15 protein-coding genes are annotated in these 12482 nt (G+C 59.6%); 12 read left to right on the top strand and 3 right to left on the bottom strand.

Features of this window, described 5'->3' with window-relative positions; genetic code table 11:
- Positions 1–14: 14 nt before the first annotated feature.
- From AAE514_RS14465 to AAE514_RS14420, 10 genes are all read left to right on the top strand, one after another.
- The gene (locus AAE514_RS14465) at positions 15–674 is read left to right on the top strand and encodes a riboflavin synthase (RefSeq protein WP_347332262.1); all 660 of its coding nucleotides are present in this window, start codon (positions 15–17) and stop codon (positions 672–674) included.
- 37 nt (positions 675–711) lie between these two features.
- A complete protein-coding gene (gene ribBA, locus AAE514_RS14460; protein ID WP_347332261.1) occupies positions 712–1830 on the top strand; it encodes a bifunctional 3,4-dihydroxy-2-butanone-4-phosphate synthase/GTP cyclohydrolase II in 1119 nt (372 codons plus the stop codon).
- A 74-nt stretch (positions 1831–1904) separates the two neighbouring features.
- Positions 1905–2375, top strand: coding sequence for a 6,7-dimethyl-8-ribityllumazine synthase (gene ribH, locus AAE514_RS14455; protein ID WP_347332260.1), 471 nt, complete (start codon positions 1905–1907; stop codon positions 2373–2375).
- Positions 2376–2377: 2 nt separating this feature from the next.
- Positions 2378–2830, top strand: coding sequence for a transcription antitermination factor NusB (nusB, locus tag AAE514_RS14450; RefSeq protein WP_347332259.1), 453 nt, complete (start codon positions 2378–2380; stop codon positions 2828–2830).
- 52 nt (positions 2831–2882) lie between these two features.
- The gene (gene thiL, locus AAE514_RS14445) at positions 2883–3863 is read left to right on the top strand and encodes a thiamine-phosphate kinase (RefSeq protein WP_347332258.1); all 981 of its coding nucleotides are present in this window, start codon (positions 2883–2885) and stop codon (positions 3861–3863) included.
- Entirely contained in the window at positions 3863–4354 is a 492-nt protein-coding gene (locus AAE514_RS14440) for a phosphatidylglycerophosphatase A family protein (RefSeq protein WP_347332257.1), read from the top strand. The genes thiL and AAE514_RS14440 overlap by 1 nt, the downstream gene beginning before the upstream one ends.
- A 55-nt stretch (positions 4355–4409) precedes the next feature.
- Positions 4410–5063 carry a GTP cyclohydrolase II gene (gene ribA / locus AAE514_RS14435; protein ID WP_347332256.1) on the top strand — a complete coding sequence of 218 codons (654 nt, stop codon included), beginning with the start codon at positions 4410–4412 and terminating at the stop codon, positions 5061–5063.
- Positions 5064–5253: 190 nt separating this feature from the next.
- On the top strand, positions 5254–6060 hold the full coding sequence (gene dapB / locus AAE514_RS14430) for a 4-hydroxy-tetrahydrodipicolinate reductase (RefSeq protein WP_347332255.1): 807 nt from the start codon (positions 5254–5256) through the stop codon (positions 6058–6060).
- A 26-nt stretch (positions 6061–6086) separates the two neighbouring features.
- Positions 6087–6869 (top strand): endonuclease/exonuclease/phosphatase family protein, encoded by a 783-nt coding sequence (locus tag AAE514_RS14425; protein WP_347332254.1) that lies wholly within the window; start codon positions 6087–6089, stop codon positions 6867–6869.
- A gap of 49 nt (positions 6870–6918) precedes the next feature.
- The gene (locus AAE514_RS14420) at positions 6919–7716 is read left to right on the top strand and encodes a transglutaminase-like domain-containing protein (protein WP_347332253.1); all 798 of its coding nucleotides are present in this window, start codon (positions 6919–6921) and stop codon (positions 7714–7716) included.
- 15 nt (positions 7717–7731) lie between these two features.
- Here the strand turns inward: AAE514_RS14420 and AAE514_RS14415 are convergent, their stop codons facing one another.
- The gene (locus tag AAE514_RS14415; protein WP_347332252.1) at positions 7732–8319 is read right to left on the bottom strand and encodes an NnrU family protein; all 588 of its coding nucleotides are present in this window, start codon (positions 8317–8319) and stop codon (positions 7732–7734) included.
- Positions 8320–8379: 60 nt separating this feature from the next.
- Here AAE514_RS14415 and AAE514_RS14410 point away from each other — a divergent pair, with 60 nt between their 5' ends.
- Positions 8380–8790: an MAPEG family protein gene (locus AAE514_RS14410; RefSeq protein ID WP_347332251.1), complete on the top strand. Its 411-nt coding sequence runs from the start codon at positions 8380–8382 to the stop codon at positions 8788–8790.
- A gap of 50 nt (positions 8791–8840) precedes the next feature.
- Here AAE514_RS14410 and AAE514_RS14405 read toward each other — a convergent pair whose 3' ends face one another.
- Complete coding sequence (locus AAE514_RS14405; RefSeq protein WP_347332250.1) at positions 8841–9812, bottom strand: calcium/sodium antiporter; 972 nt, start codon at positions 9810–9812, stop codon at positions 8841–8843.
- 114 nt (positions 9813–9926) lie between these two features.
- A complete protein-coding gene (locus AAE514_RS14400) occupies positions 9927–11993 on the bottom strand; it encodes a catalase (protein WP_347332249.1) in 2067 nt (688 codons plus the stop codon).
- A gap of 251 nt (positions 11994–12244) precedes the next feature.
- Here AAE514_RS14400 and AAE514_RS14395 point away from each other — a divergent pair, with 251 nt between their 5' ends.
- Positions 12245–12475 carry a ChaB family protein gene (locus AAE514_RS14395; protein WP_347332248.1) on the top strand — a complete coding sequence of 77 codons (231 nt, stop codon included), beginning with the start codon at positions 12245–12247 and terminating at the stop codon, positions 12473–12475.
- The last annotated feature ends 7 nt before the right edge of the window (positions 12476–12482 follow it).

The following is a 12482-nucleotide window of genomic DNA, read 5'->3' as shown; positions in this document are numbered from 1 at the left end:
TAGAGAAAACGCACATGTTCACAGGCATTATTGAAGCGAAAGGCCGGGTGGCCCGCCTTGAACCCAAAGGCGGCGACCTTCGGTTGTTGATCGAAACCGGCGACCTGTCGCTGGCGGACGTACAGCTGGGCGACTCCATCGCCACCAACGGTGTTTGCCTCACGGTGGTGGACTTGCCGGGCAATGGCTATTGGGCCGATGTCTCCGGCGAGACCCTGGAGCACACCACCGTTGGAACCTGGTCGACCGGCCAGCCGGTTAACCTGGAAAAGGCGCTGACCCCCACCACCCGGTTGGGCGGGCACATTGTCAGCGGCCATGTGGATGGGGTGGGTGAGGTGGTCGAGCGCTACAGCGACGCCCGCTCGGAGCGCTTTACCCTCCGCGCCCCCGATGCCCTGGCAAAGTACATTGCCCACAAAGGCTCGATTACCGTCGATGGCACCAGCCTGACGGTGAATCAGGTCGATGGGGCCGAGTTTGAGTTGAATATCGTCCCCCACACCCTCAAATGGACCATCATGGACAACTACCGGCCCGGCACCCGGGTCAACTTGGAAGTGGATGTCCTGGCTCGTTATCTCGAACGGCTGTTACTGGGGGACAAGGCGGCGGAAAGCGGGGGTGGCCTCACTCTGGACTTTCTGGCTGAACACGGTTTTACGCGCCGCTGAGCGAAGCGGCCATGAAGTGAAGGTTGAAAAGGTGGTTATGGAACTGAACACACCGGAAGAGCTGATCGACGATCTGCGCCAGGGCAAAATGGTCATCCTGATGGATGACGAGGATCGCGAAAACGAAGGCGACCTGATTATGGTGGCCGAGCAGGTGCGGGCGGAGGACATTAACTTTATGTCCACTCATGCCCGCGGTTTGATTTGTCTGACCCTGACGCCCGAGCGTTGCCAACAGCTTGGTCTGCCGCTAATGGTCTCCGACAATCAGGCGCGCTACTCCACCAACTTCACCGTCTCCATCGAGGCGGCCGATGGAGTTACCACTGGCATTTCAGCGGCCGATCGGGCCCGTACCGTGCGGGTAGCGGTCGGGCGGGACGCCCAGCCACGGGAAATTGTCCAGCCGGGGCATATTTTCCCGATCATGTCCCAACCCGGTGGGGTAATGAGCCGGGCCGGCCACACCGAAGCCGGTTGCGACCTGGCCCGCCTAGCCGGTTTTGAACCAGCGGCGGTCATTGTGGAGATTATGAATCCGGACGGTTCCATGGCGCGGCGCTCCGATTTGGAGGCCTTCGCCCAGACACACAACCTGAAAATCGGTACCATAGCGGACTTGATTCACTACCGGGCGGTGAAAGAGAAAACCGTTGAGTGCATCAACCGCCGCCAGGTAGAAACCGAATTTGGTCCCTTTGAGCTGCTAACCTACCGCGACTTGGCTCGCGGTGACCTGCATTTTGTCATGCTCAAAGGGCATGTGGACCCCGCCGAACCCACACTGGTGCGAGTTCATGTGATGGACGTGGCCCGCGACCTGATCGGGCTGAAACGTCCGGGCGAAGGGGCCGCTCGCTCCTGGACCTACCGCGAGGCGCTCCAAACCATTGCCGACCAGGGCCAGGGCGTGATGGTGCTAATCTGCCACGATGAAAGCACCAACAAGGTCGAGGAAGGCATTGACTGGATGCTTTCGGGGAAACAGCCGGTTCGCAGCCCGGACCAAGTGTACAAGCAGGTGGGTACCGGCTCGCAGATACTGCGGGATTTGGGGGTGCGTAAGATGCGTCTGATGTCCGCCCCCATGCGCTTTACCGCACTCTCCGGTTTTGATTTGGAAATCGTTGAACACCTGGAGCCGGACGCTCACTGAGCGCCTCCGGCCACCTCACACTATTGCTCGCTACTGATGTGGGCGAACGTTACAAGACAAGAGACAACACCGCTATGAGTCAAATCAAAGTTGTAGAAGGCGATTTCGCCGCTAGTAAAGGTCGCTACGCGCTGCTGGTCAGTCGCTGGAACAGTTTTGTGGTCGAGAGTCTGAAAGACGGTGCTCTGGACACCCTGCGCCGCCATGGCATCAAAGATGACCAGGTGACTATCTTCTACGCGCCGGGTGCCTTTGAGTTTCCCCTGGTGGCACAGCGCATCGCCGCCAAAGGTGAGTTTGATGCGATCATCGCCCTCGGAGCGGTCATTCGCGGCGGCACGCCTCACTTCGATTATGTCGCGGGAGAGTGCACCAAGGGGCTGGCCCAGGTCTCCCTGAACGCCAATGTGCCGGTGAGCTTCGGGGTGTTGACCGTGGACACCATTGAGCAGGCGATAGAACGCTCCGGCACCAAAGCCGGTAACAAAGGGGTGGAGGCGGCCTCCACCGCACTGGAAATGGTTTCATTGCTGGGACGAGTCTAATCATGCCCGAACCAACCAAAGCCCCCACACCCGCCGCTCGCCGAAAGGCGCGGCACTACGCCATGCAGGGGTTGTATCAATGGCAGATGGCCGGGGCCAACCTGGGCGCCATTGAGGCGGAGTTTCGCACCGACAACGACATGACCCATGTGGACGTGGACTACTTCCATGAGCTGCTGCACGCGGTGCCTCAATATCTGAGCGAAGTGGAATCCGTGTTTGTGCCCCACCTCCAAGGGCGCAGCCTGGAAGAGTTGGACCCGGTCACTCTCGCGCTGTTGCGCCTGGGCAGCTACGAGCTCAAGTACCGGGTGGATGTGCCCTATAAAGTCGTCATCAACGAGGCGGTGTCACTGGCCAAAAAGTTCGGCGCCGCGGAAAGCCATAAATTTATCAACGGGGTGTTGGACCACGCGGCCAATGACGTCCGCGCCATCGAGAAAAGCGCTCGTTAATTACGGCGCTCAGCCCCGTTCTACGCCAACATCGCCAACTGAACGGACTACAATGGGTGAATTCGAACTGATCCGCCATTACTTCCGCCAACACAGTGCCGAGTCCACCCCGGAGTCGGTGCTGCTCGGCGTGGGCGACGATGCCGCGCTGTTGCAACCACCGGCCGGTGAGTCCCTGGTGGTCACGGTGGATACCCTGATGGCCGGTGCTCACTTTCCCCAGGACGCCCCCGCCGAGGAGATCGGCCAGCGAGCGCTGCGGGTCAACCTCAGCGACCTCGCCGCCATGGGCGCCAGGCCGTTGTGGTTTACGCTGGCGCTGACGCTACCCGAGGCCTCCGAAGAGTGGCTGCGGGGCTTCAGCCGGGGCCTGTTCGCCGCCGCCGAAGAATACGGTTGTACCTTGGTGGGCGGTGATACCACCCGTGGGCCGCTGTCCATCACCGTTCAGGCCATGGGGGCGGTACCCACGGGGCTGGCTCTGCGCCGTGATGGCGCCAGCGCCGGGGATTACGTCCTGGTCACCCACACCCTGGGGGATTCCGCCGGCGGCTTGGCCGTGCTTCAGGAGCGCTTGAGCAAGGATCCGGGAGATGAGGTCCGCACCTTCCTGACCGAACGCTACTGGCGGCCCATGCCGCGCCTGGAGGCCGCCTCTCGGCTGACGGGTATTGCCAGCGCGGCGTTGGACATTTCCGACGGGCTGCTTGCCGACCTCGGCCACATATGCGAAGCCAGTGACCTGGGAGCGGAGATCTTCGTGGAAGATTTGCCGCTCTCCGCAGCGCTACAGGCCGCCACCGATCAAACCCAGGCCCGAGAGTGGGCCCTGACGGGCGGCGATGATTACGAACTGTGCTTTACCGTGCCCGAGAGCCAGATGGGCGAGCTCGGCATGCTGATCGCCTCCGGCGAACTGCAGGCGAGCGTTGTCGGCCGCATGCGGGCCGGCAGTGGGGTAGACTGTCGTTTACACGGCGAACCTTTTGCCACCCAATCCTTTGCGACCCAACAAGGTTATACCCATTTCTGATGCGTAAGCCCAAGCCCCAATACCCGACCCTGGGCGCCCTCTGGCGCAACCCCAACCACTTGTTTGCCTTCGGCTTTGGCAGCGGCCTCTTGCGCCCGGCCTCCGGCACCTTTGGTACCGTGGCGGCCGTACCGGTGTACTGGCTCATTCAGGACTTGTCTGTGCCCCTCTATAGTCTGTGGCTGCTGGTGACGTTTGCCCTGGGGGTCTACTGGTGTGATCGCAGCTCCAAGGCTCTGGGTGTTCACGACCACGGCGGCATTGTGTGGGATGAGATGGTGGGCTACTGGCTAACCCTGTTTCTCGCGCCCGCGGGCTGGCAGTGGATGCTCCTCGGCTTTGTGTTGTTCCGCTTTTTCGACATTCTCAAACCATGGCCCATCAGCTGGCTCGACCGGCGCGTGCACGGTGGCTTCGGCATCATGATTGATGACGTGCTGGCCGCTGTTTACGCCTGGCTGGTGCTTCAGCTGGTGGTTTTCCTTGTTTAACGGTTTGTTGGTTTAAAATGGTGGGCTCTGACTCACCCGCTTAAGAGGTCTGTGCGTGACCATACGCTTTGTAGAATCATCCAAGCTGCCGACGCCCTGGGGCATGTTTACCATGCATGGGTTTTCCGACGATCAATCCGATAAAGAGCACTTGGCGCTAACCTTGGGTGACATCAGTGGCGAGGCCCCGGTCTTGGCTCGTGTTCATTCTGAATGCCTAACCGGGGATGCTCTGTTCAGTATGCGTTGCGATTGCGGCCCTCAATTACAGGCGGCGATGCATAAGATTGCGTTGGAAGGACGGGGGGTGATTTTTTATCTCCGTCAGGAAGGGCGGGGAATTGGTCTGCTGAATAAGATCCGCGCCTATCATTTGCAGGATTGTGGGGCTGACACGGTGGAGGCGAATGAGCGTCTCGGGTTTGGGGCGGATATGCGCGATTACGGCATTCTCAAGCCGATGTTGGAGCATTTGAATATTCGTTCGCTCAAGTTGATGACGAACAACCCGCGCAAGGTTAAGGCGTTGCGGGATATGGGGATTACGGTGGCGGAGCGTATTTCCCACCAGACCGGGCGCAACCCGCACAATGCCCGCTACCTGGAAACCAAGCGGGGCAAGCTTGGGCACTTGTTCGCCGATGATGACGATAGCTGGATTTCCCAAGAGCCTCCGCCGTCGAAGGACGAGGGCGAGTCAGGCAAGTAGGTTATATTCGATACCGGTCCGGTTGGGGGTAAGGCTTTCCAAGACACGCTGCAAGTACGTCCCTGTACGCTCGAGAGCGCTAGTCCCACGGCTCACGGTCTTGGAAAGCCTTACCCCCAACCGGACCTCAGTGCCACACGATAAACTGAATGTGACTTGAACTTGAGAAGTAATTGATTAAGGAAACACTATGACCATCAAGATTGCCATCAGTGGCGCTTCCGGCCGTATGGGGAAAGCCCTGATTGAAGCCGTCAGCGCGAATGACCAGACGACTCTGACCGCCGCCATCGAGCGCCCCGAGAGCACGCTCATCGGCGCAGATGCTGGCGAACTGACCGGCATGGGGAAGCTCGGCGTTGCGCTCAGCGGTGACGTCGCGGCGGTGATCGATCAGTTTGATGTGCTGATCGACTTCAGCGCGCCGGCGGCCACGCTGAAAAACGCCGCGCTTTGTGCCGAGCATGGCAAGGGCCTGGTGGTCGGTACCACCGGTTTTAACGAACAGGAAAAGGCCGAGCTGGAAGGGCAGAGCAAAGCGACCGCATTGTGTATTGCCGCCAACTACAGCACCGGCGTAAACCTTTGCCTGAAGCTACTCGACACCGCCGCGCGGGTCATGGGTAACGACGTTGATGTGGAAATCTACGAGGCCCACCACCGGCACAAGGTGGATGCGCCCTCCGGTACCGCGCTGCGCATGGGGGAAGTCGTGGCGGATGCGCTGGGGCGTGACCTGAATAAGTCGGCGGTTTACGGCCGCGAAGGTCAAACCGGCGCCCGCGACCGGGATACCATTGGCTTTGCCACCGTGCGCGGCGGCGATGTGGTGGGTGACCACAGCGTGATGTTTATGGCCGATGGGGAGCGGGTGGAAATCACCCACAAGGCCTCCAGCCGGCAATCTTTCGCCCGGGGCGCCGTGCGCGCGGCTCTTTGGCTTTCCAGTCAGAAGCCCGGCCTGTACGACATGCAGGACGTGTTGGACCTGCACTGAATGGATGCCCCGCGCGAGGTCCGACCATGAGTTGCACGCTGCGCATACTGACGGTGAACACCCACAAGGGCTTCAGTCTGTTCAACCGTCGCTTTATCCTGCCGGAGCTGCGTGAAGCGGTGCGCTCGGTGGGGGCGGATATTGTGTTTCTGCAGGAAGTGCTGGGGGAGCACCAAGGCTGGTCCCGCCGGCTGGGTCCGCAATGGCCGGCGGCTTCCCAGTACGAATTTCTCGCCGACACCATCTGGCAGGATTTTGCCTACGGGCGCAATGCGGTTTACCCCAAGGGGCACCACGGCAATGCGCTGTTGAGTAAGTACCCGATCAAACAGTGGGACAATCACGACATCTCCCTCAGTCGCCTTGAGCAGCGCGGAATGCTGCACTGCACGCTGGACCTGGTGACCGAGCCCTTGCCGCTGCACGCCATTTGCGTGCACCTGAACCTGCGCGAGCATCACCGTCAGCGGCAGTTGCGCCGTTTGTGTGAGCTGGTCAACAGTATTCCGGAACACGAGCCGGTAGTGGTCGCCGGAGACTTCAACGACTGGCGCGGTCGGGCCCAGCGGCTCCTGGCCGAGCAGGCCGGTCTGCGCGAGGTCTTTACCCAGGAGTATGGCCTACCGGCACGCTCCTTTCCCGCCGGTTGGCCCATGTTGCGGTTGGATCGTATCTACGTACGTTCGGCCCGAGGGCACGCGCCCATCGTGTTACCGCGCAAGCCCTGGTCCGGATTGTCCGATCATAAGCCCCTATTGGCCGAAATTGAGTTAGAGTGGGAACAGGGCCACTATAAAACCGGTCCTTAACCACGAGTAAAGTGAAAAAGCCGAAAACCCCAATAGCCTGGAGGCCGACATGTGGCTACGCGCCGGTTGCGAAATTCAGTTTGATGAGAGTGAGCCCGCGCCGTTTATCCTGATGTTGCGCCCGCGCAGCGGCACCCACCAGTGGGTGGCTCGGGAGTCCTACACGTTTTCCCCGAGTATTCCGGCGCGTGAATACACGGACCCCTACAACAACCTTTGCCAGCGCCTGATTTCCCCACCGGGCAAGTTTGTGATTCGAACCTCCGCCGATGTGCTGACCGAAGACACCATTGAAGTGGCGCCGGGTGCCCCCTTTGTGCCCGTGCAGGATCTGCCGAATGACGTATTAACCTACCTGCTGCCCAGCCGTTACTGCGAGTCGGACCAGTTTATTCTGATGGGGCGGGAAATTACCGGCGATGCCAAGCCGGGGTATGACCAGGTGGCCCGTATCGAGCAGTGGATTCGCCAGCAGTTTCGCTACAACCCCGACGCCGCGCACTTTCAGCTCTCCGCTGCTGACTTCAACCAAATGAACGAAGGCGTCTGCCGGGACTTTGCGCACTTGGGCATCGCCCTGTGTCGCGGGCTCTGCATTCCCGCGCGCATGGTGGTGGGTTACCTCTACAAGCTCGAACCGATGGACTTTCACGCCTGGTTCGAGGCCTATGTGGACGGGCGTTGGTACACCTTTGACCCCACTCAGCATGAACCGCGAGGCGGGCGTGTGCGGGTGGCTTACGGACGGGACGCGGCGGACGTGGCGGTATTTAACCAGTTCGGCCCGGCCCTGTACCCCACGCGGATGGAAGTCCACGTGGAGGAGCTGGACAGTCCGCCGCAATAGGCGCGGTGGCAGGTGTTAGCCCATGGCCCCCATGGGCGCTACACCGATCAGCACCTGGTGTAAGTACAGCGCAAATACAACCCAAGCCACGAGTCCCACCACCAGCGTGATGCCGTCGCGCCCGAGCGAGCCAGGGTCTCGGGTCACCCCGGCGAGACGGTCCCGGCGGCGCATAATGGCGAACGCGGCGATGGCCCACACCAGAAACGCGCCGAACAGTAATACGTCCGCCACCGTGCCGTTGGCGAGCAGGTGGGCAAACGCCCAAATTTTGGTGCCCAATACCATCGGGTGGCCGACCTTGGCCTTGATCCGGCTCCCCGGCACATACGTAGCCACAAGCAGAATGAAGGCGGGAAGGGTCAGTAGCGCCGCCAGGTGGCGGGTCCACACCGGAGGGTGCCACAGCCAAATGGGTTCACCGCGAGCCAAACCGTAACCCCAAATAATCAACACGAAACCAACCAGCGACACTGCGGCGTAGGCTACTTTCCAGGTGGGCGCACCCAGGCGGGTTACCATGCGGTCTCGCCAATCAGGGGCAAACAGGCCGGTCGAGTGACTCCCGAGGAAAATCACCAGGCCGAGAATCAGAATTTCCATACACGTGTCCTTTAATCTAAAGCCATGAAGTGGTCACAATCGTAACAGGAGAATAGCGCAATGAGTGAGGAATACCAGCTGGCGTTTTGGGGGGTGTACTTAGTACTCATCACCCTAGTGGTCCAAATGTTGGCCGCGAGTGCGAGCAAGGCCAGCCAGCCGGGAGCGGTGCCCGGTAAAATCGATGAATCCCTCTCTCACGATTCGTTCGTGTTCCGTTCTCACCGGACGTTTATGAACTCGCTGGAAAACCTGCCGTTGTTTCTGGGTACGGTGTTTCTGGCCTTTTTTGTTGGAACGGACCCGACTTGGGTGGGGGTATTGGTCTGGGTGTTCGCGCTCTCGCGCCTTGCTCACATGGGGCTGTATTACGCGATTGCCACCGAGCGCAATCCGAGCCCGCGCAGTTATTTTTATTTGCTGGCGTTGCTGGCGAACCTGATTTTGCTGGGCGCAATCTTCGTGGTTTAAACGCACCGCTCACGGTTTAGGGGCGCCCGTGTTAAGGCGCCCCGTAACGGTTAACCAAATACCGTGTAAATCAAATAGGCGGTATAGCTGGCGTAAGCCAGCACCAAAACGCCGCCCTCAACGCGGTTGATGCGCCCTTGCCGGCCTCGCAAGCCGTAACCGAACACGAACAGTGATAGTGTCAACGCACTCATAACGACCACATCCCGGCTTAACACGTCGGGGTCCACCGCCATTGGATGAATGGCGCCGGCAATGCCCACCACGGCCAGGGTGTTGAACAGGTTCGAGCCGATCACGTTGCCCAGCGCCAGGTCGTGCTCGCCTTTGCGAACTGCGGCGATGGAGGAGGCCAGCTCCGGCAGGGAGGTGCCGATGGCCACAATGGTCAAACCGATAATCACATCGCTCACGCCCAGTGCCGTGGCGATATCCACCGCGCCCCAGACCAGCAGACGAGAGCTACCGACCAAAAGCACCAGCCCGATGGTGAGCCACATTAGGGACTTGGGCAGCGGCATGGGGTGTTCCTGAAGCTCCTTATCCATTTCTCCGCCGAGCACATCTCCTTTTCCGCGCATGCCCTGCCAGATGCTCCAACCCATAATCACCGTGAAAACCACCAGCAGAAGAATAGCATCGAGCCGGCTGATCTCCAGGTTCCACACCACCCAAACCGAGAGTACGGTTACCAGGGCCAGTATCGGCAGCTCCTTGCGCAATACCTGCGAGTGCACGGCAATTGGGCTGAGCACCGCCGTCAGGCCGAGGATCAAGGCGATATTGGTAATGTTGGAACCGTAGGCATTGCCCAGCGCCAGGCCGGGGCTACCTTGGGAAGCGGCGAGGGCGGAGACCACCATTTCGGGGGCGGAGGTTCCAAAGCCGATGATCACCATGCCGATCAGCAGCGGCGGCATGCCCAGATGACTGGCCGTGGAAACGGCTCCGTCCACAAAGCGGTCGGCACTCCATACCAGAATGATTAAACCGACAATGACAGCGCCCAGGGCAAGCAGCATGGAAAGACCTCGTCAAGAAACAGAGCGCCGCATGATCCAGCGTCGCTGTGATGCTGTCAAGCCTCGGGCGTCAACCTGGAAGGGGCCCAGGTTGACGCCCGCGAGCGATAGGGACTATGGGCGAGCCCAATACCGAAGCTCGGCACACTGTTGGATAAACGCCTTAACAGAGGCCTCATCCTTCAGCGGCGTGCACCCTTGGTCCTGGGAGTAGGCGATGCCCGACTCGTGCAAAAGCGTTTGGCCCTCGGAACTGAAACCGATGAATTTTTTGTGATGGAAGGCGTCCCGCACAAAGTTTTGCGCCGGTGGCAGGGCGCTCAGGGTTTTGACGCCTTCTTTGCTGGGCACCACGACCACCGCATCAAACAGAACGGAAGGGCCACCGTCGACTTTGTGAGTAACGGCCACGGCTCGTCCCTTATCGTCCTTAATTTCGCCACTGTGCGGCGCCACGGTTTCCGCTACGGCGCCTTCTTGTTTCAAAACGCTTTCAATGCTGGAAAGCAGATCGCCATCGGCACCGTCAGTGAGAAGGATGCCCAGCTTGCGGCCCTTAAAGTTCTTGGGTCCGTTCTTCAGGATGCTGAGCGCGTCCGAGGCCGGAAGGTCGTCGCGGGGGTTTACTGCCGGTTCGGCTGCCTTCGGCAAGGGGTCGATACCCAACCCCTGGGCCACGCTCTGGGCCAGGGCAGTGTCCACATTCAGCAGGTGCGACACCATCCGCTCGCGAATGGCAATTGTCTCTACTTTGCTCAGCTCAAAGATAAAGGCATCGGCAATGTGCGTCTGCTCCTCCTCGGTTTGGCTAATATAAAACTGTCTGGCTTGACTGTAGTGGTCCGAAAAGGTTTCGGAGCGCACCCGCTGCTTGTCCCCGCTGACCTGCGACGGGTAGCTGGTAAAGCCTTTGTCGGGGTTCTCCCTCGGGCCGCCTTCCTCCTTGCCCCAGCTATTGGGCTCGTAGTTGGCTCGGCCTGTCGGGTTCTTCATGGCCATGTGCCCGTCCTGCTGAAAGTGGTGCATGGGGCACTTCGGCGCGTTAACCGGAATGTGGGTAAAGTTGGGGCCACCCAAGCGCTTCAGTTGAGTGTCCAGGTAGGAAAAATTGCGCCCTTGCAGCAAAGGGTCGTCGGTAAAGTCAATGCCGGGGACGATGTTCTGGGTGCAGAAAGCGACCTGCTCGGTTTCCGCAAAGAAGTTGTCCACCACCCGGTCCAACACCAGCCGCCCGACGGGGCGAACGGGAACTTGCTCCTCTGGAATGATTTTGGTGGGGTCGAGAACGTCGAACTCGAATTCTTCCGCAAACGTCTCATCAAAAACCTGAAGGCCGAGTTCCCATTCCGGATATTGGCCGCTGCAAATGGCATCCCAGAGGTCGCGCCGGTGGAAGTCCGGGTCAGCCCCGTTGATCGTTAGGGCCTCATCCCACACCACGGATTGCAGGCCCCCTTTGGGTTTCCAGTGAAACTTCACAAACGTGGATTTGCCGCTGGCATCGACCATGCGAAAGGTGTGGACGCCGAAGCCTTCCATAAAGCGAAAGGAGCGGGGAATGGCCCGGTCGGACATGGTCCACATTAGCATGTGGACGCTTTCCGGTGTCAGAGTGACGAAATCCCAAAAGTTGTCGTGGGCGGTCTGAGCTTGCGGAAAGCCCCGGTCCGGCTCCTGTTTGGCGGAATGAATCAAGTCGGGGAATTTAATCGCATCTTGAATAAAAAAGACGGGAATATTGTTGCCGACAATGTCCCAGTTCCCTTCCTGTGTGTAGAGCTTGACGGCAAAACCGCGAACGTCACGGGCCAGGTCCCCGGAGCCTTTGTTGCCTGCCACGGTGGAGAAGCGGACAAAGGCGGGTGTTTTTTCACCTTTGCGCTGAAACAGATCGGCGCAGGTCAAATCCGAGAGTGAGTCGTAGTTTTCAAAATAACCGTGGGCGCCAAACCCTCGGGCGTGAACCACCCTCTCCGGTATGCGTTCGTGGTCAAAGTGAAACAGCTTTTCCCGCAGAATCTGGTCTTCCATCAGCGTGGCGCCGCGGGGACCCGCCCTTAATGAATTTTGGTCATCGGCGATGGGGGTGCCCTGCTGGGTCGTCAGGGTGTTGGCCTCTGTGTTGGCCTGCTGGTGCAGTTCGCCGCCATTGCCGTTTTTGCTGCCATAGTCGTCGCTCATGATGCATTCTCCTTTGGTGGTTGCGGACACGTGCGCCGAAAGCGGCCGGCGGTTCGACCACTGGCGGAACGTGGTAGGTTTTTCTATGTCGAACGCAATAATTAAGGTGTTTGCCATGGCGGATGCCACTAACACCGTGACCTAGGATTCCTCGAGTGGTTCACTGAAATGAAAGTCGACCGTTGGATAACCACCCGTTAATGCGCCATGGTTCAGGCGTTGCTTAATGAATGAGCATAGGAGGATTTCGCATGCCTTACCAAAAGAATTCGGAATTACCGGATGGGGTGAAGAACAATGTGCCATCCCATGGGCAGACCATTTACCGCAAGGCGTTCAATTCCGCCTGGGATGAATATAAAGACAGCGATGATCGGCGCGGTAACGCCAGCCGGGAAGAGGTGGCCCACCGCGTAGCTTGGTCCGCGGTCAAGGAGGAATACCACAAAGAGGGAGACCAGTGGGTCAGAGATAAATCGTGAGGTTGGC

It is taken from the genome of Marinimicrobium locisalis (assembly GCF_039822625.1).
Lineage (GTDB): Bacteria > Pseudomonadota > Gammaproteobacteria > Pseudomonadales > Cellvibrionaceae > Marinimicrobium > Marinimicrobium locisalis.
This window is presented reverse-complemented; position numbering and strand designations above follow the sequence as displayed.

Coding starts and splice junctions, on each gene's coding strand:
- ribH (WP_347332260.1), top strand. CDS start 1,905: ATGAGTCAAATCAAAGTTGTAGAAGGCGATTTCGCCGCTAGTAAAGGT.
- AAE514_RS14415 (WP_347332252.1), bottom strand. CDS start 8,319: ATGGAAATTCTGATTCTCGGCCTGGTGATTTTCCTCGGGAGTCACTCG.
- AAE514_RS14410 (WP_347332251.1), top strand. CDS start 8,380: ATGAGTGAGGAATACCAGCTGGCGTTTTGGGGGGTGTACTTAGTACTC.
- AAE514_RS14440 (WP_347332257.1), top strand. CDS start 3,863: ATGCGTAAGCCCAAGCCCCAATACCCGACCCTGGGCGCCCTCTGGCGC.
- dapB (WP_347332255.1), top strand. CDS start 5,254: ATGACCATCAAGATTGCCATCAGTGGCGCTTCCGGCCGTATGGGGAAA.
- AAE514_RS14420 (WP_347332253.1), top strand. CDS start 6,919: ATGTGGCTACGCGCCGGTTGCGAAATTCAGTTTGATGAGAGTGAGCCC.
- ribBA (WP_347332261.1), top strand. CDS start 712: ATGGAACTGAACACACCGGAAGAGCTGATCGACGATCTGCGCCAGGGC.
- thiL (WP_347332258.1), top strand. CDS start 2,883: ATGGGTGAATTCGAACTGATCCGCCATTACTTCCGCCAACACAGTGCC.
- AAE514_RS14395 (WP_347332248.1), top strand. CDS start 12,245: ATGCCTTACCAAAAGAATTCGGAATTACCGGATGGGGTGAAGAACAAT.
- AAE514_RS14425 (WP_347332254.1), top strand. CDS start 6,087: ATGAGTTGCACGCTGCGCATACTGACGGTGAACACCCACAAGGGCTTC.
- AAE514_RS14405 (WP_347332250.1), bottom strand. CDS start 9,812: ATGCTGCTTGCCCTGGGCGCTGTCATTGTCGGTTTAATCATTCTGGTA.
- nusB (WP_347332259.1), top strand. CDS start 2,378: ATGCCCGAACCAACCAAAGCCCCCACACCCGCCGCTCGCCGAAAGGCG.
- AAE514_RS14400 (WP_347332249.1), bottom strand. CDS start 11,993: ATGAGCGACGACTATGGCAGCAAAAACGGCAATGGCGGCGAACTGCAC.
- AAE514_RS14465 (WP_347332262.1), top strand. CDS start 15: ATGTTCACAGGCATTATTGAAGCGAAAGGCCGGGTGGCCCGCCTTGAA.